The organism is Streptomyces sp. NPDC059850 (assembly GCF_042731515.1).
In the GTDB taxonomy this organism is placed as follows: Bacteria; Actinomycetota; Actinomycetes; order Streptomycetales; family Streptomycetaceae; genus Streptomyces.
Map to the genome: position 1 here is coordinate 15937 of NZ_JBHWJI010000069.1, position 15827 is coordinate 31763.

The following is a 15827-nucleotide window of genomic DNA, read 5'->3' on the forward strand; positions in this document are numbered from 1 at the left end:
CGCTGCTCGCCGAACAAGATTCCCTCCCGTGTTTTCTTCCCTGCGCGCCGGTTACTCGTGCCACGCATCCGCGCTCAAGGAGGGTCCGATGACCGAGTACGGCTATTTCCTGGCCGCCGAGGAACACGGTCCCGCCGAGCTGATCGAGCAGGCGCGGATGGCGGAACAGGCGGGGTTCACCTCGCTGTGGATATCCGACCACTACCACCCCTGGAACGAGGCGCAGGGCCAGGCCTCGTTCGTCTGGTCGGTGATCGGCGCGCTGGCCCAGGCCACCTCGCTGCCCGTGCAGACCGCCGTCACCTGCCCCACCTTCCGCGTCCACCCCGCCGTCGTCGCCCAGGCGGCGGCGACCAGCGCGGTCCTGCTGGAGGGCCGGTTCCGGCTGGGCGTGGGCAGCGGTGAGGCCCTCAACGAACATGTGCTGGGCGACCGCTGGCCCCCGGCCCCGATCCGGCTGGAGATGCTGGAAGAGGCCGTGATGGTGATGCGCCAGCTGTTCGAGGGGCGCCGGGTCAATCACCACGGCAAGCACTACACCGTGGAGAACGCCCGGCTGTTCACGGTCCCCGACGAGCCGGTGCCCATCGACATCGCCGCGTCCGGGGAGGCCGCCAGCGCGCTGGCCGGGCGGGTCGGCGACGGCTTCATCACCATGTCCCCCGACGCGGAGCTGGTGGAGCGGTTCCGGCGCGGCAGCGGCGCCAGCGGCAACCACAAGCCCGTACGCGGCGGTCTGAAGGTGTGCTGGGGCCCGGACGCGGAGGAGGCGCTGCGCACCGCGCACCGGCTGTGGGCCGTCGAGTCGCTGCCCGGCCAGCTGCTGACGACGCTGCCCACCCCGGCCCACTTCGAGCAGGCCGCCGAACTCGTCACGCCCGAGCGGACGGCGCGCAAGGTGACCTGCGGCGACGACGTGGACGCCCACATCGGCGCGCTGTCCGCGTACGCCGAGGCCGGGTTCGACACCGTCTACGTCAACCAGATCGGGCCCGACCAGCGCGGCTTCTTCGACTTCTACCGCACCAAGGTGCTGCCGCAGCTGGCCGGTTGAGCCCCGCCCTGACCCCGTCGAGTCAGCGATTCCGAGCACCCCCATGAGGAGTGAGTGACCGACATGACCACCACAGTCGCCGACTATGTCCTCGCCCGGCTGCGCGAGTGGGGCGTCGAGCATGTCTACGGCTACCCCGGCGACGGCATCAACGGACTGCTCGCCGCCTGGGGGCGGGCGGAGAACGAACCACGGTTCATCCAGGCCCGGCACGAGGAGATGGCCGCGTTCCAGGCGGTCGGCTACGCCAAGTTCAGCGGACGGCTCGGCGTCTGCGCGGCGACCTCCGGGCCGGGCGCCATCCACCTGCTGAACGGACTGTACGACGCCAAGCTGGACCACGTCCCGGTGGTGGCGCTCGTCGGCCAGACCCACCGCAGCGCGATGGGCGGCTCGTACCAGCAGGAAGTCGACCTGCACAGCCTCTACAAGGACGTCGCCTCCGACTTCCTGGAGACCGTGACCGTCCCCGAGCAGCTGCCGAACGTCCTGGACCGGGCCATCCGCACCGCCTACGCCCGGCGCGCCCCCACCGCCGTGATCATCCCGGCGGACGTCCAGGACCTCGAATACACCCCGCCCACCCACGAGTTCAAAATGGTGCCCTCCAGCCTGGACCGCAGCGGCTGGTCCGCGGTGCCCTCCAGCAGCGCGCTGGAGCGCGCCGCCGAGGTGCTCAACGCGGGCGAGCGGGTCGCCATCCTGGTCGGCCAGGGCGCCTCCGGGGCACGCGGCGAGGTGCGGCAGGTGGCCGACACGCTCGGCGCGGGCATCGCCAAGGCGCTCCTCGGGCTGGATGTGCTCAGCGACGACCTGCCGTATGTCACCGGGCCCATCGGGCTGCTGGGCACCCGCCCCTCGTACGAGCTGATGCGCGACTGCGACACCCTGCTGACGATCGGCTCCAGCTTCCCGTACACCCAGTTCCTGCCGGAGTTCGGCAAGGTCCGCGGGGTGCAGGTGGACCTCGATCCGCACATGATCGGGATGCGCTACCCGTACGAGGTCAACCTCGTGGGGGACGCGCGCGAGACGCTGCTGCGGCTGCTGCCCATGCTGCGCCGCAAGGAGTCCCGCGACTGGCAGGACCAGATCATCAAGGGCGTCCAGCGCTGGGACGAGGTGATGGAGCGCCGCGCCGAGGTGTCCGCCGACCCCATCAACCCCGAGTACGTGGCCCACTGCCTCAACCCGCTGCTCCCCGACGACACCATCCTCACCTGCGACTCCGGCTCCGTCGCCAACTGGTACGCCCGCCACATCCGGATGCGCGGCCGGATGCGCGGCTCCCTGTCCGGCACCCTGGCCACCATGGGCAGCGGCGTGCCGTACGCGATCGGCGCCAAGTTCGCCCAGCCGGACCGGCCCGTGGTGGCGCTCGTCGGGGACGGCGCGATGCAGATGAACGGCATGGCGGAGCTGATCACCGCGGCCAAGTACCGCCACACATGGGACGACCCACGGCTGATCGTCGCCGTCTGGAACAACCAGGACCTCAACCAGGTGACCTGGGAGATGCGGGCGATGGGCGGCGCGCCCCAGTTCCTGCCCTCGCAGGAGATCCCGGACGTGTCCTCGGCGCGGTTCGCCGAATCCCTCGGCCTGAGGGGCATCCGCGTCGAGAAGCCCGAACAGGTCGAACCCGCCTGGCGCGAGGCACTGGCCGCGGACGGCCCGGTGTGCGTCGAGTTCCTGACCGACCCGGCCGTACCGCCGATCCCGCCGCACGCGACCTGGGAGCAGATGGAGTCCACGCTCGAATCGATGGTCAAGGGCGACCCGGACCGCACCGGCATGGTCCGCCAGGGCCTGAAGGCGAAGGTCCAGGAGTTCCTGCCCCACCGGTCGTCGCACCGGGACAAGAAGACCGACGACGCATGACGTACGTACTACGGACACCGGAAGGACGTGAACACCATGATGGTCGCCTTTCTCGTCGCCCCCGAGGGCGTTGAGCAGGTCGAACTCACCGATCCGTGGCAGGCGGTCCGCGACGCCGGCGGCACGCCGCGGCTGGTGTCCACCGCGTCCGGACGCGTCCAGGCGTTCCACCACCTCGACAAGGCCGACACCTTCGAGGTCGACCAGACAGTGAAGGACGCGCGCGTGGACGAGTACGACGGGCTGGTGCTGCCCGGCGGCGTCGCCAATCCCGATCTGCTGCGCCTGGACAAGCGGGCGGTCGCCTTCGTCAAGGGTTTCTTCGAGGCGGGCAAGCCGGTCGCCGCCATCTGCCACGCCCCCTGGACGCTGGTCGAGGCCGTTGTCGTGCGCGGCCGCACCCTCACCTCGTTCCCCAGCGTGCGCACCGACATCACCAACGCGGGCGGTGTCTGGGTGGACGAGCAGGTCAAGATCTGCGAGGGCGGGCCGAATGCCCTGATCACCAGCCGTAAGCCGGACGACCTCAAGGCGTTCGACGAGGCGTTCCTGGAGGAGTTCGCGAAGGCGTCGGGCTCGAAACACAAGGGAGCCGCGTGATGACCCAGCAGCCGGACCGCAAAGAGCGGCAGCGCGAAGCGCACCTGGCCGCCGACCCCGTCGAAGGGCCGCTGACCACCGACCAGGGGGTGGCGGTCGACCACACCGACGACTCCCTCGCGGGGGGCGAGCGCGGCCCCACGCTGATGGAGGACTTCCACTTCCGCGAGAAGCTCACGCACTTCGACCATGAGCGGATCCCGGAGCGGGTGGTGCACGCGCGCGGCGCGGGCGCGTACGGGTACTTCGAGCCGTACGAGTCCTGCGCGGAGTTCACCAAGGCCGCCTTCCTCCAGGACCCGTCCGTGCGCACCCCCGTCTTCGTACGGTTCTCCACCGTGCAGGGGCCGCGCGGCTCGGCCGACACCGTGCGCGACGTGCGCGGCTTCGCCACGAAGTTCTACACCTCGGAGGGGAACTACGACCTGGTCGGCAACAACATGCCGGTCTTCTTCATCCAGGACGGCATCAAGTTCCCCGACTTCGTGCACGCGGTGAAACCCGAACCGCAGAACGACATCCCCACCGGCGCCTCCGCGCACGACACCCTGTGGGACTTCGTCTCCCTGCAGCCCGAGACCATGCACATGATGATGTGGATGATGTCGGACCGGGCGATCCCGCGCAGCTACCGGATGATGCAGGGCTTCGGCGTGCACACGTTCCGCTTCGTGGACGCGCACGGCAAGGGCACGTTCGTGAAGTTCCACTGGAAGCCCAAGCTCGGCGTGCACTCACTGGTGTGGGACGAGGCCCAGGAGTGCATGGGCCGGGACCCGGACTTCAACCGGCGCGATCTGTGGGACGCGATCGAGGCGGGCGAGTACCCGGAGTGGGAGCTTGGCGTCCAACTGGTGCCGGAGGAGGACGAGTTCAACTTCGACTTCGACCTGCTCGACGCCACGAAGCTCATCCCGGAGGAGCAGGTGCCCGTCCGGCCCATCGGCCGCATGGTCCTGGACCGCAACCCGCACAACTTCTTCGCCGAGACCGAACAGGTCGCCTTCCACACCGCCAACGTCGTGCCCGGCATCGACTTCACCAACGACCCGCTGCTCCAGGCCCGCAACTTCTCGTACCTGGACACCCAGCTGATCCGGCTCGGCGGCCCCAACTTCGCCCATATCCCGGTCAACCAGCCGGTCGCGCCCGTTCGCACCAACCACCGCGACGGCTACCACCAGAGCGAGATCCACCGGGGCACCAACTACTCCCCCAACTCGCTCGGCGGCGGCTGCCCGGCCATCGCCGGAGCGGACGGCTACGCGTACTCGCACTACGCGGAGCGCGTCGACGGCGACAAGATCCGCAAGCGCAGCCCCAGCTTCAAGGACTTCTACAGCCAGGCCGCCATGTTCTGGAACAGCATGAGCGACTGGGAGCGCGAGCACATCGTCGCCGCCTTCCGCTTCGAACTGGGCAAGGTGGGCGCGGTGCGGGTGCGCGAGCGTACGGTCGAGGAACTGGCCCACGTCGACTACGGCCTGGCCACGTCGGTCGCCGAAGGCATCGGCATCGCCAACCCGGCCCCCGGCCCCGACAACCACAAGCCCGTCGCCTCCCCCGCCCTCAGCCTGGACAACCTGGGCGGCGACCACTCCATCCGCACCCGCACCGTCGCGGTGCTGGTCACGGATGGCGTGGACGTCGCACAACTCACCCAGGCCCGGGAGGCGCTGACCGCCGAGGGCGCCGTCGTCGAAGCGCTCGCGGCCCACGACGGCAAGGTGCGCGGCAGCGACGGCAACGGCTGCGCGGTCGACCGCGCCCTGCCGACCGTCGCCTCCGTGCTCTACGACGCCGTCCTGCTGCCCGGCGGGCCCCCCGGCACCCCGGACCTGGCCTCCGACGAGGCCGCCATGCGCTTCGTCCGCGACGCCTACCGCCACGGCAAGCCCATCGGCGCGCTGGGCTCAGGTGTCGGCCTCCTCGCCGCCCTCAGTCCCGACGGCCTTCACCTGTCCGCCGGGCACGGGCACGTCTGCGCGGACCGGGGTGTGGTCACCGATACGACGACGGGCGCGGCGAGCGAGGAGTTCACCCGGGCCTTCGCCGAAGCCCTGGCCGCCCACCGCCACTGGACCCGCCCACCGGCCCGCCTCTGACCCGGCCTGTCGAGGCCGGGACGGACGGACCGTCCCGGCCTCGACCAGACCTCGACCGCTCAAAGGCGCTCAGGTCACTCGGGAATCCACCCGAGGAAGGCCCGTACGGCGGCGGCTTCCTCGTCGGAGAGGGTGACCCGGAAGCCCTCGCGCAGCTCCTCCACCGCCTGGTCCGCGGTGAGATGGGCTTCGTCGATGGAGCCGTCCGGATGCTGCGTCCGCAGCACGCGGTCGCGGAGGACGTGGCGGAACTTGTCGTCACCGCGCTGGGCCACGATGTGGCCGGTGAAGACGGACTTGGGGTGGGTCGCGGTGTAGTGGAAGGACGCCACGAAGTCGCTCGGGGCCTGGGTCTCCAGCCCGAAGGCGTAGACGTCGAACCAGCTGTCCCCGTTGAGCGTGCGGAACACCCAGGTCTCCTCGCCCTCCCTGACCACCTGCCACGTCCAGTCGCCGACGGTGGACCGGCCCTCGTGCTCGAAGGGGACGGGGTGGAGCGGCCCCGCGTCCCCGAAGCCGACGTCCACGAGGTAGGTGCGCCCCTCGGCCTCCGCGGTCAGCATGGTGTGCGAGCGGAAGCGGACGTCCGTGGTGTTGCCTCGGCGGACGCGGGCCAGGTGCCGGTGCACGGTGAAGCCCAAGGCCTCCAGGACGGCCGCGAACAGCAGGTTGTGTTCCAGGCACATGCCTCCTCGCCCACGGTGGACGAGTTTCTCCTGGATGCCCGCGATGCCGGTCGGTATGGGGATGTCGAGCCCCACGTCGATCGACTCGAAGCAGATGGTTTCGACATGGCGCCGGTGCAGTTCGGTGAGGGTCGCCAGGGTCGCCTCGCGCGGGCCGGAGTAGCCGATCCGGGCGAAGTAGGCGTCCAGGTCCGGGGTTTCGTCCGCCCACAGGGAGCGCGGAGCGGAGGTGGCGGTGCTGCCGGAGGTGGGGAGAGTGACGGTCATCGCGGATCTCCTCGGAGTTCGGTGGCGTGACTCAGCTGGGCTGGGTGACGGGTTCGGCCTTCTCGCTGGGCACCCCGCGGGCCGCGACCTTGTCCTGGCGCGGCCGGGCGCCGGTCGGCCCGAACAGGGTGACGACGAGCGCCGCGACCAGGTACGCGGCGGCGAGGAAGAGGGCCGTGGGGACGAATTCCCCGAAGATCGCCGGTACTTGCGCGCCCAGCCCGGCGCACAGGTTCAGCACGAAGCTGAAGACGGCGAGCGCGGTACCGGCGGCAGCGCCTGCCGCCGCACCGGTCGACTGCACCAGGGCCGGAGTGGCGCTGGAGGAGGCGAGCATGGTGAAGAACATGGCGGCGCCCATGCCGACCACGCTGTCGTTCAGGAGCGCGGCGGTGCCCAGACCGATACCGCAGACCGTGAGGGCCCCGGCGGCACGCCACTTGGGGACGATGCGGGCGAGCACGGGCGCCAGCACCACCGAGAGGACCAGGGCGGGCAGGGCGCTGGCGCGCAGCCCCAGCATGGCGTCGTGGTCACCGGCCAGGCCCGAGGGTCCGTACAGCTGGATCGCGGTGTAGGCGGAGGTGATGCCGCCGAGCGAGATCACGCCGCCCACCAGGAAGGGGACGATGCGCAGCAGACCGGAGCGAGGCGCGGGGGCCGACGGTTCGGCCTTCTGCGGCGAGTCCTTGGCGGCAGTGGGGCTGGGGAGGTCGGGCAGCATCACCTTGTGCACCGCCACGGCCGACAGCGCCAGCAGCGGGCCGGAGATCCAGAAGAGCGACTGCCAGCCGAAGACCGGCTCCAGCAGTTGGGCGGCGACCTGTCCGACGACCAGGCATCCGCCTAGGGAACAGGAGATGATGGTGATCGCCGTGGCGAGCCGGGAGGCGGGCAGCCGCTGGCCGAAGTAGGCGTAGACCACAGGTGAGAAGACGCCTGCCGCGACGCCCTGCACCGCTCGGACCAGCGAGCCGGACAGCAGCGATTCGGTGAACGGCACCAGCATCGTGATCACGGCCATCGCGGAGATCGACCACACCAGGGCGCCCCTGCGGCCGAGCCGGTGGCTCAGCGGCGCGGCGAGCAGCGAGCCGAAGGCGAAGGCGATGGCGAAGGACGTGGTGGCCCAGGCGGCCCCCTCGTCGCTGGTGTGCCAGGCCGAGGCGAAGTTGGGGATCAGCGAGATCGTGGCGTACGCCTGGCTGGCCAGGATGATCGCGATCGGGGCCAGGGTCCCCACGGTACGGGCGAACGGCGCTTCGAGCGCTTTCGTCCCGGTGTCGGTTGTCATGGTTGTGCCTCTCCGGGGCAGTGGTGGTGATGCTCACGAGGTGCACGGCCCGGTGCGGACCGTGCGGGCCCGTGGCCTGCGGTCCGGTACACGCCGTCGTGACGCACCGCAGGCCACGGAACTCCGAGAGCGGTGCGGTCAGGCCTCCTGCAATCGGCCGACCGGCCGACCGGCAGACGTGGCGGCGCTGATGACCGCCCGGCGCAACTGCATCGCGATCTCGGAGTCATCGGCGGGGTGAGTGTCGGCGAAGCGCTCCTGAGTTCCGCCCACGGCGACTCCCTCGCCGGGGATCACCTGGGCGCCGGCGACACCGAGCGCCTTGGTGACTTCTTCCTGCGCCCATACGCCGCCGAACTGGCCGTATGTCGCGCTCAGTACGACCGTCGGCTTGCCGGACAGGGCGCTCGCGCCGTACGGGCGGGAGAGCCAGTCGAGGGCGTTCTTCAGAACGGCCGAGGTCGTGCCGTTGTACTCCGGGGTGAAGACCATGAGGGCGTCCGCCTCGCCGACGGTTCGGCGCATGGCGACGGCCGGGCGCGGGGTGATGCCGCCGAGGTCGATGTCCTCGTCGTAGTAGGGGAGTTCGGCCAGCCCTTCGACGATCTCAATGGTCACGCCGTCAGGGCTCACCTTGGCCGCGGCTTCGGCGAGCTGTCGGTTGAACGAGCCGGCTCTGAGGCTGCCGACGAGAGAGAGGATGCGCACAGGCATGACGAAGTGACTCCTAAAACTTGCTTCCATCTCAGGCTGGGCTGAAGTGTTCGTGGAGTTGGGGACGTTCGGGATGTCTGGTGCAAGCATGGACTTGATGCGGGCATGCCAACGTGGACGGCGCAAAACGGACGCCGTCGCCCCGGTCAATGCGCTTCACACGTAAGCAGATTCCAGCCATCAACGTCAAACAATTCGCTGTCGAACTGTACGTGGCCGAAGTCGACCGGTCGGGCGCCATCCCGCGTTCAGCGGGCTGTATGCTCAGTTTCAGAAGATTTAGTGTCGAATGATTCGACCTCAAAGTTGAGGTTCGGTCGATCAAGGAGCGGAGGGCAACCGACGCGTGACGTACGAGCGGCAGGCAGCCGACGACAAGTTGGCCATGAGCGAGACCACGGCAGGTAAGCCCTCCGAACCCACCGGCGTGACCGATGCCGTCGACGTGATCCTGCAACAGTGGGAGCACGTCCGGCCGGACCTCGACGCCTCCCCGATGGGCGTGATCGGGCGCCTGTCCCGTGCCGCCCGGCTGACCGGTCTGCAGGTCGACGACTACCTGCGCTCCGAAGGGCTGGAGAGCTGGGAATTCGACGTCCTCGCGACACTGCGGCGAGCCGGTGCGCCGTACACCCTCAGCTCCAAGGAGCTGGCCTCCGCCAGCATGATCGGAGCCGCGGCGATGACCAACCGCGTCGCCCGGCTCCTGGACCGGGGGCTGCTCACGCGCGAGCCGGACGCCCACAACCGGCGCAGGGTGAAGATCACCCTGACGGCCGAGGGCCTGGAGCTGGTCGACCGGGTCGTCGAAGGACACATCGAGAACGAACGCGCGCTCGTGGCAGGCATGACCGCGGAACAGCAGGACCAGCTCTCCCACCTGCTGCGCCTACTCCTCGTCTCCCTCGGGGACGCCACGGGGGTCACCACCGGTGAGCCATGTCCGATCCAGTGTCCGGTGCCGGTGGGAGTCGGCCCCTGAGCCGTGGCGCCACGTCTCGCGGCGCCACGTCTCGCGGCGCCACGTCTCGCGGCGCTACGTCTCGCGGCGCTACGTCTCGCGGCCCAGCAGGGCCAGCAGCTTCGTCTGGGCGTCGGCGCCCGGTGGGGGTTCCACCGGGGCCGCGAACAGGCCGCTTTTCTCCAGCTCGGCCGCGTACGGCGCGACCTCCCGGACGGAGAAGTCGACGAGCGGCTTGGGCAGCCGCTCATCGGCGCCGATGGCCCGGGCCAGGTCCCAGGCGTGGACCGTCGCGTCGGCGGTCATCTGGGCGCAGTACTCGGTGGCGGGGCTCGCGCCGTAGGAGAGGGCGACGGTGCGCTCCAGCGCGCCCGGCTCGCGGAAGGCCGTACGGGCGACGGCCGCGGCCGCGTCCCAGGTGGCGACGGGATCCTCGCCGAGCTGGTCGCCGGACAGGACATCGCCCTCGCCCTCGCCACTCGCGCTCGCGCCCTCGCGCAGCAGCGACGGCACCCACATCTGCTCGACCGCCAGGTGGTTCACCAGGTCCCGCACGGTCCACTCGGTGCAGGGCGTGGGGGCGTCCCACTGGTCGGCCCGTACGGCGTGCACCCGCTCGGTGAACAGGTCCAGTGCCTCACCGTGTCTGGCCAGCAGCGGATTGTCCGCCATGGGGTTCGCGGAGGTGTCAGTCATGCGCGCCGGGTACCCGCGCCATGCCGCGTTAATAAGGTCCGCCGCGCGGGCACGCAGAGGCGCCGGGCACGAGCCCCTGATCTCCCGTGCCCGGCGCCGCCCTCACTCCCTGCGGGCCGCTCGGCCACCCGTCGAGTCCCCGGACCGGAGGGCCGTAAAACCGTGAACCGGCGAAAGAAATCTTCCGCAACGCCAGCCGTCTGGCCTGTGTCGATGTCGTGGTGACGGGTACGCGGGAGGGACGAAAGACCCGGACCGCCGGGAGGGAGGACATACCGGGGGCGGCGGAACGCAGTGAACTCTCGGGGAAATGACCATCCCACGAGCACCACGGACCCGTGTAGGAAGGGGACCGACATGCAGCGAGGCAGCAACCGGGTGAGCGTGCACCGGGACGATGAGATGAAGCAGGAGCTTCAGGGTCTGATCCGTTCCGGCCATCCGACCCGGGTCGAGGAGTGGCACGACCCGGAGCCCGCCGCCGACGACGACCCGGAGGTGACGACCGGGCCGGTGCCCACACCGGGGGCGACCGGCCAGGCGGAGTCGATCCGCTTCGAGTTCGCCCGCCATCTGGGCCGTACGACGTTCCCGGCGGGGCGGAGCGCCGTGCTGCGCGTACTGCACGAGCGGCACGCACCGGACCAGCTGATCGCGCTGGCCGAGGAGCTGCCCGCCGACGAAACGTTCCACACCGTGCAGGAGGTGGTCTCCGCGCTCGGCCTGCGCACCGAGGCGTAAGACCTCATGGCTAGCGTATGGCCCGACCGTCCCGTGCCCGGATCTGAAGAAGGCGAACGATATGCCGCAGTACGTGAAAGACGTCATGACGCCGAAGGTCGCCTCGGTGCGCCCCGATGCCTCGCTGGTGGAAGCGGCGCAGATGATGCGCGCGCACGACATCGGCGGTGTGCTGGTGGCGCTCGACGGTGAGCTGCTGGGCGTACTCACCGACCGCGACATCACGCTGCGCGCGGTCGCGGACGGCGTCGATCCGCTGACGGTCAGCTGCCATCTGATCTGCACCCCGAACCCGGTGACCATCGGCCCCGACGAGGAGATCGCCGAGGCGGCCGCGCTGATGCGGCAGCACGAGGTGCGGCGGCTGCCGGTGGTCCGGGCGGGGCGCCCGGTGGGCGTGGTGAGCATGCGGGACTTGGATCGGACGCCCGCCTGAGGCGCATGGCCACGTCGCCAAAGGGGCGGTGGGGAACGGAAGTTGCCGTTCCCCACCGCCTTTCCCGTGCACATCGCTTGACCACATAGCAAGACAACTCTTCTCGTGATGCGAGATGGCGGCGTAGGGTTTCCGTCATGCTGGACGACGCCGTCTACACCCACGGACACCATGAGTCGGTGCTGCGCTCGCACACCTGGCGCACCGCCGCCAACTCGGCGGCCTATCTGACCGGCCATCTCACACCCACCACGCGCATCCTCGACATCGGCTGCGGCCCCGGCACCATCACCGCCGATCTGGCCGAACTGGTACCCCAGGGCGAGGTCGTGGGCGTCGACGCGGAGCCGTCCATCCTGGAGCAGGCGCGGGCGGCCGCCGATGAGCGCGGGCTGACGAACACCCGCTTCGTGGTCGCCGACGTCCACGACCTGGACTTCCCCGACGACTCCTTCAGCGTCGTCCACGCCCACCAGGTGCTGCAGCACGTCGGCGACCCGGTGCGCGCGCTGCGCGAGATGCGGCGGGTGTGCGAACCCGGCGGCATCGTCGCGGCCCGCGACAGCGACTACGCCGCCATGACCTGGTATCCGCGAGTCCCCGGGCTGGACACCTGGCTGGATCTCTACCGCCGGGTCGCCCGCGCCAACGGCGGCGAACCGGACGCCGGGCGCCAGTTGCGCTCCTGGGCCCTGGAGGCGGGCTTCCCCGCCACCGCCGTCACCTCGACCGCCGGTACGTGGTGCTACGCCACCCCCGAGGAGCGGGCCTGGTGGAGCGGGCTGTGGGCGGACCGCACGGTGGCGTCCTCGTACGCCCGGCGCGCGGTGGAGGGCGGGCACGCCACCGAGGCCGAGCTACGGGACATCGCGAGCGCCTGGCGGGAGTGGGGCGGCCGGGCCGACGGATGGTTCGCCGTCCTGCACGGCGAGGTCCTGTGCCGCGTCTGACATGCGGTTCAACTAGGCTCGCCCGCATGGACATCATGGGGACTTCACTGCGGGTCTGCGTCGACGATCTGGACTCCGCCATCAGCGTCTACGAACGGCTCACCGGCGCCGAGGCATCCCGCTTCCAGCGCGGCGGCGTCTCGGTCGCGGCGGTCGGCTGCTTCTTTCTGATGAGCGGCCCGGAGTCGGAGATGGAGATCCTCCGCAAGATCGCGGCGACGATCGCGGTGAAGGACGTGGACGAGGCGATCGCCGATCTGACGGCGGTCGGCGCGCAGATCGTCGCGGGGCCGATCCCCGCCCCCACCGGCCGCATGCTGATCGCCCGCCATCCGGACGGCTCGATCTTCGAGTACGTGGACCGCAATCCCGGCGCATGAGAACCCCCTGGTGATGCGCCCTCGGCCGGATCAGGCCGGGGGCGCCTCCTGTTCGTCGGCCGTGAGCCTCACTCCGGCCCCAGCATGTCGCTGGTCATGGCCCAGCGGTCGTGGTCGCGCCACGCGCCCTCGATGTAGAGGAAGCCGGGCGAAAAGCCCTCCAGCCGGAAGCCGTGCCGCTTCACGAGCGCGGTCGACGCCTCGTTGCCGGGCTGGATGTTGACCTCGATCCGGTGCAGCCCGAGCGGCCCGAAGGCCTGCCGCAGCACCAGCCCGAGCCCCTCGGACAGATAGCCGTGCCCGGCGGCGGGCGGGAAGGCGCCGTAGCCGATCGCGCCGCACTGGAACGCGCCGCGCACGATGTTGTTGATGTTGATGAACCCGGCGAGCGCGCCGGTCTCCCGTACGCAGACCAGGAAGCCGAGCCGGTCCTCCCGCTCCAGCTGACCGATGAAGCCCTCGTACGCCTCGTCGGTCGTGGGCAGCGTCAGCCAGGGGCGGTGGAAGTCGGCGCTCCGCCGCGCGAGCCGGACGAACTCGGCGCCGTCCTCGCGCCGGTGGGGCCGGATGGCCGCGCGGGCCCCCTCGGCGAGATACGCGTGATCGGGCATTGGTCAATGATCGTACGGAGGCCGCTCCCCCGCCACCGGCTTTGACCGTGCCACACCAACCTGGTCATATTCGTGAACGCCACCCGCGAAGGCCCTCTTGACTTTTCCGACTCGGCGGAAGACCTGAAGGCCAGGTCAGCCCTGCGGAATCGTTGCTTCATGAGCCATTGACCGAGTGCATGCAGAACCGTATGGTCCTGCGCACCACTCGTTGACTGTTCACAGGGATGAACATATCGCCAGGAGAGCACCATGGCACAGCAGGGACCCCCCGGCCAGGAAGCGGCGCCGCCCGCCCCCGAGCTGGTCGACCGGGCGGTGAGCAAGTTCTTGCGGCGCGTCATGCCGATGCTGGTGTTGATGCTGGTCGTCAATCAGATGGACCGCACCAACGTCGGCTTCGTCCAGGACGACCTCAGTGCCGACATCGGAGTCGGCGCCGCCGCCTACGGACTGGGCGCCGGGCTGTTCTTCATCAGCTACGCGATCTTCGAAGTGCCGAGCAACATGCTCATGGAGCGCTTCGGCGCCCGCGTCTGGCTGACCCGCATCATGATCAGCTGGGGTGCGGTCACGCTCGCCATGTGTTTCATGCACGGCGTCACCTCGTTCTACGTGCTGCGCTTCCTGCTCGGCATCGCGGAGGCGGGGTTCTTCCCGGGCGTCATGTACTACTTCACCACCTGGCTGCCCAACTCCTACCGGGGCCGGGCCAGCGCCATCTTCCTCGGCGGCTCCGCGACCGCCTACATCGTCACCGGCCCGATCAGCGGCGCGCTCCTCGAAATGCACGGCCTCGGCGGCTTCGCCGGGTGGCGCTGGATGTTCGCCATGGAGGGCGCCATCTCGATCGTGGTGGGCCTCGTCGCCGCGTTCTTCCTGGTCTCCAAGATCGCCGACGCCCGCTGGCTCACCGCCGAGGAGCGGAACGCCCTGAGCGCGGCGGTCGAGCGCGACCGGGCGTCCCGCAGCCGCGAACCCAAGGTGTCCCGGCTGCGGCTGGTGCTCCACCCGCAGGTCGCGCTGCTCACGCTCGTCTTCTTCGCCATGGCGCTGACCGGCTACGCCATCACCTTCTGGCTGCCGAGCCTGGTCGACGACATCGGCGGGCTTTCGCCCTTCCAGGTCGGGCTGCTCTCGGCCGTCCCGTGGATCTGCGCCGTGGTCACCATGTACACCATGAGCCGCTACACCGACCGCATGCCGGACCGGCGGCCCTACCTCGCGATCGTGCTGGTGCTGTCGGCCATCGGCACCTTCCTGGCCACGCTCGGCTCCCCGTGGTTCGGCCTCGCGGCCATCACGCTGGCCGCCGTCGGCAGCAAGTGCGGCGCCAACCTCTTCTGGCCGCTGGCCCAGTCCAGCCTCGACCTCAAGGTCACGGCCTCCGGGCTCGCCGTCATCAACTCCCTCGGCAACCTGGGCGGGTTCGTCGCCCCGACGCTCTTCGGCTACCTGGAGGAGAGCACGGGCAGCACCAACGGCGGGCTCTACGCGCTCTCCGCCGCCTCCCTGGTCGCCGTCGTCGGGGTCTACCTGCTGCGCCGCCCGGCGGCCGGGACCGGCGCCGGGGCCGACACCGAGGCCCCCGCCCCGGTGCCCGCACCGACCGCCCACTGACGCATCGTCCCCGGCCGGGCTTACCCCTCCCGGCCGGGGTCGCGCAGCGCCATCGCGGCCGCGTAACCGGCCTCCACCGGTACGTCGATCAGCGCCCACGGGCCCACCGGCACCGGCTCCCGGGCGGTGCCGACGTAATCCTTCGCCGGGTCCTGGGACAGCCCGGTGCCGATGCCCTTCAGATACGCCTCCTTGCGCGTCCAGCAGCGGCCGAAGGCGGCGGGCCGCTCCTGCTCCGGCAGCGCCTCCAGCTCCGCGCGCTCCCTGGGGTGCAGGCTCTGGGCCACCTGGCTCACCACGGAGGCGGGCTGGAGCTTCTCCACATCGACCCCGACCGGAGTCCCGGCGAAGGCGAAGAGCACCAGGTCACCGGCGTGCGACATATTGAAGTGGAGCGGGGCGCCGACCACTGCGGGGCGGCCGTGCGGACCGCCGCAGCCGGGGCAGTCCTCCCGGGTGAACGGCACGGCGGCCGGGTCCACGCCCAGATAGCCGCCGAGCAGCTGCCGCAGCCCGATATGGGCCGCCGCATACCGCTCCCGGTCCTCGGCGCGAAGGAACCGCCCGGCGCGCTCCCGCTCCTCGGCGTCGAGGATCTTGGCGGGTGCGGCGGCGTCGAGGGCGGCGGTGAAGGCCGAGACGCTGAGCAGCCAGGTCTCGGGCCCGCCGCCCTGCGGCCACCCACCGGCCAGGGCGGTGGGCAGCGGCTCACGGCCGACGAGGCGCGGGGCCCGTGCGGGTGTCAACTGGCTCCTCCAGTACGAATGATGGCGAAATTAGCTCGCGTATCGGATCAGAAAGCGCATCTCAGCGCAGCTCACGCTATCGCTG

The 15827-nt window shown here is 70.4% G+C and carries 16 protein-coding genes; 10 read left to right on the forward strand and 6 right to left on the reverse strand.

All coding sequences use genetic code 11. The annotated features are described in order from the left end of the window. The first annotated feature begins 88 nt into the window (after positions 1–88). From ACFV9T_RS37030 to ACFV9T_RS37045, 4 genes are all read left to right on the forward strand, one after another. Positions 89–1054, forward strand: coding sequence for a TIGR03557 family F420-dependent LLM class oxidoreductase (locus tag ACFV9T_RS37030; protein WP_385446929.1), 966 nt, complete (start codon positions 89–91; stop codon positions 1052–1054). 63 nt (positions 1055–1117) lie between these two features. Further along, on the forward strand, positions 1118–2935 hold the full coding sequence (locus tag ACFV9T_RS37035) for a thiamine pyrophosphate-requiring protein (protein ID WP_385446930.1): 1818 nt from the start codon (positions 1118–1120) through the stop codon (positions 2933–2935). Positions 2936–2971: 36 nt separating this feature from the next. Further along, positions 2972–3535 carry a type 1 glutamine amidotransferase domain-containing protein gene (locus ACFV9T_RS37040; protein WP_385446931.1) on the forward strand — a complete coding sequence of 188 codons (564 nt, stop codon included), beginning with the start codon at positions 2972–2974 and terminating at the stop codon, positions 3533–3535. After that, entirely contained in the window at positions 3535–5640 is a 2106-nt protein-coding gene (locus ACFV9T_RS37045; protein ID WP_385446932.1) for a catalase, read from the forward strand. Before ACFV9T_RS37040 ends, ACFV9T_RS37045 begins: the two co-directional genes overlap by 1 nt. A gap of 74 nt (positions 5641–5714) precedes the next feature. Here the strand turns inward: ACFV9T_RS37045 and ACFV9T_RS37050 are convergent, their stop codons facing one another. The 3 genes from ACFV9T_RS37050 to ACFV9T_RS37060 form a co-directional block, all read right to left on the reverse strand. After that, positions 5715–6593: an arylamine N-acetyltransferase gene (locus ACFV9T_RS37050; protein WP_385446933.1), complete on the reverse strand. Its 879-nt coding sequence runs from the start codon at positions 6591–6593 to the stop codon at positions 5715–5717. A gap of 31 nt (positions 6594–6624) precedes the next feature. After that, on the reverse strand, positions 6625–7887 hold the full coding sequence (locus ACFV9T_RS37055) for an MFS transporter (RefSeq protein WP_385446934.1): 1263 nt from the start codon (positions 7885–7887) through the stop codon (positions 6625–6627). A gap of 138 nt (positions 7888–8025) precedes the next feature. Beyond that, on the reverse strand, positions 8026–8601 hold the full coding sequence (locus tag ACFV9T_RS37060; RefSeq protein WP_385446935.1) for an NADPH-dependent FMN reductase: 576 nt from the start codon (positions 8599–8601) through the stop codon (positions 8026–8028). A 346-nt stretch (positions 8602–8947) separates the two neighbouring features. Here ACFV9T_RS37060 and ACFV9T_RS37065 point away from each other — a divergent pair, with 346 nt between their 5' ends. Then, entirely contained in the window at positions 8948–9583 is a 636-nt protein-coding gene (locus tag ACFV9T_RS37065) for a MarR family winged helix-turn-helix transcriptional regulator (RefSeq protein WP_385446936.1), read from the forward strand. Positions 9584–9652: 69 nt separating this feature from the next. Here ACFV9T_RS37065 and ACFV9T_RS37070 read toward each other — a convergent pair whose 3' ends face one another. Next, positions 9653–10258: a TIGR03086 family metal-binding protein gene (locus ACFV9T_RS37070; RefSeq protein ID WP_385446937.1), complete on the reverse strand. Its 606-nt coding sequence runs from the start codon at positions 10256–10258 to the stop codon at positions 9653–9655. A 357-nt stretch (positions 10259–10615) separates the two neighbouring features. Here ACFV9T_RS37070 and ACFV9T_RS37075 point away from each other — a divergent pair, with 357 nt between their 5' ends. The 4 genes from ACFV9T_RS37075 to ACFV9T_RS37090 all read left to right on the forward strand — a co-directional run bounded on the left by ACFV9T_RS37075 (position 10616) and on the right by ACFV9T_RS37090 (position 12765). Continuing rightward, positions 10616–10999: a DUF2795 domain-containing protein gene (locus ACFV9T_RS37075; protein WP_385446938.1), complete on the forward strand. Its 384-nt coding sequence runs from the start codon at positions 10616–10618 to the stop codon at positions 10997–10999. 61 nt (positions 11000–11060) lie between these two features. Next, positions 11061–11435 carry a CBS domain-containing protein gene (locus ACFV9T_RS37080; RefSeq protein WP_385446939.1) on the forward strand — a complete coding sequence of 125 codons (375 nt, stop codon included), beginning with the start codon at positions 11061–11063 and terminating at the stop codon, positions 11433–11435. A 137-nt stretch (positions 11436–11572) separates the two neighbouring features. Further along, the gene (locus ACFV9T_RS37085; protein ID WP_385446940.1) at positions 11573–12385 is read left to right on the forward strand and encodes a class I SAM-dependent methyltransferase; all 813 of its coding nucleotides are present in this window, start codon (positions 11573–11575) and stop codon (positions 12383–12385) included. A 26-nt stretch (positions 12386–12411) separates the two neighbouring features. Beyond that, positions 12412–12765 (forward strand): VOC family protein, encoded by a 354-nt coding sequence (locus tag ACFV9T_RS37090; RefSeq protein ID WP_385446941.1) that lies wholly within the window; start codon positions 12412–12414, stop codon positions 12763–12765. Positions 12766–12833: 68 nt separating this feature from the next. Here ACFV9T_RS37090 and ACFV9T_RS37095 read toward each other — a convergent pair whose 3' ends face one another. Further along, positions 12834–13376, reverse strand: a complete 543-nt coding sequence (locus ACFV9T_RS37095; protein WP_385446942.1) for a GNAT family N-acetyltransferase — start codon at positions 13374–13376, stop codon at positions 12834–12836. Positions 13377–13628: 252 nt separating this feature from the next. On the opposite strand from ACFV9T_RS37095, the gene ACFV9T_RS37100 reads away from it, so the two are divergent. Continuing rightward, on the forward strand, positions 13629–14996 hold the full coding sequence (locus tag ACFV9T_RS37100; RefSeq protein WP_385446943.1) for an MFS transporter: 1368 nt from the start codon (positions 13629–13631) through the stop codon (positions 14994–14996). A gap of 20 nt (positions 14997–15016) precedes the next feature. Here the strand turns inward: ACFV9T_RS37100 and ACFV9T_RS37105 are convergent, their stop codons facing one another. Further along, complete coding sequence (locus ACFV9T_RS37105) at positions 15017–15742, reverse strand: 4'-phosphopantetheinyl transferase family protein (protein ID WP_385446944.1); 726 nt, start codon at positions 15740–15742, stop codon at positions 15017–15019. Positions 15743–15827 lie beyond the last annotated feature (85 nt).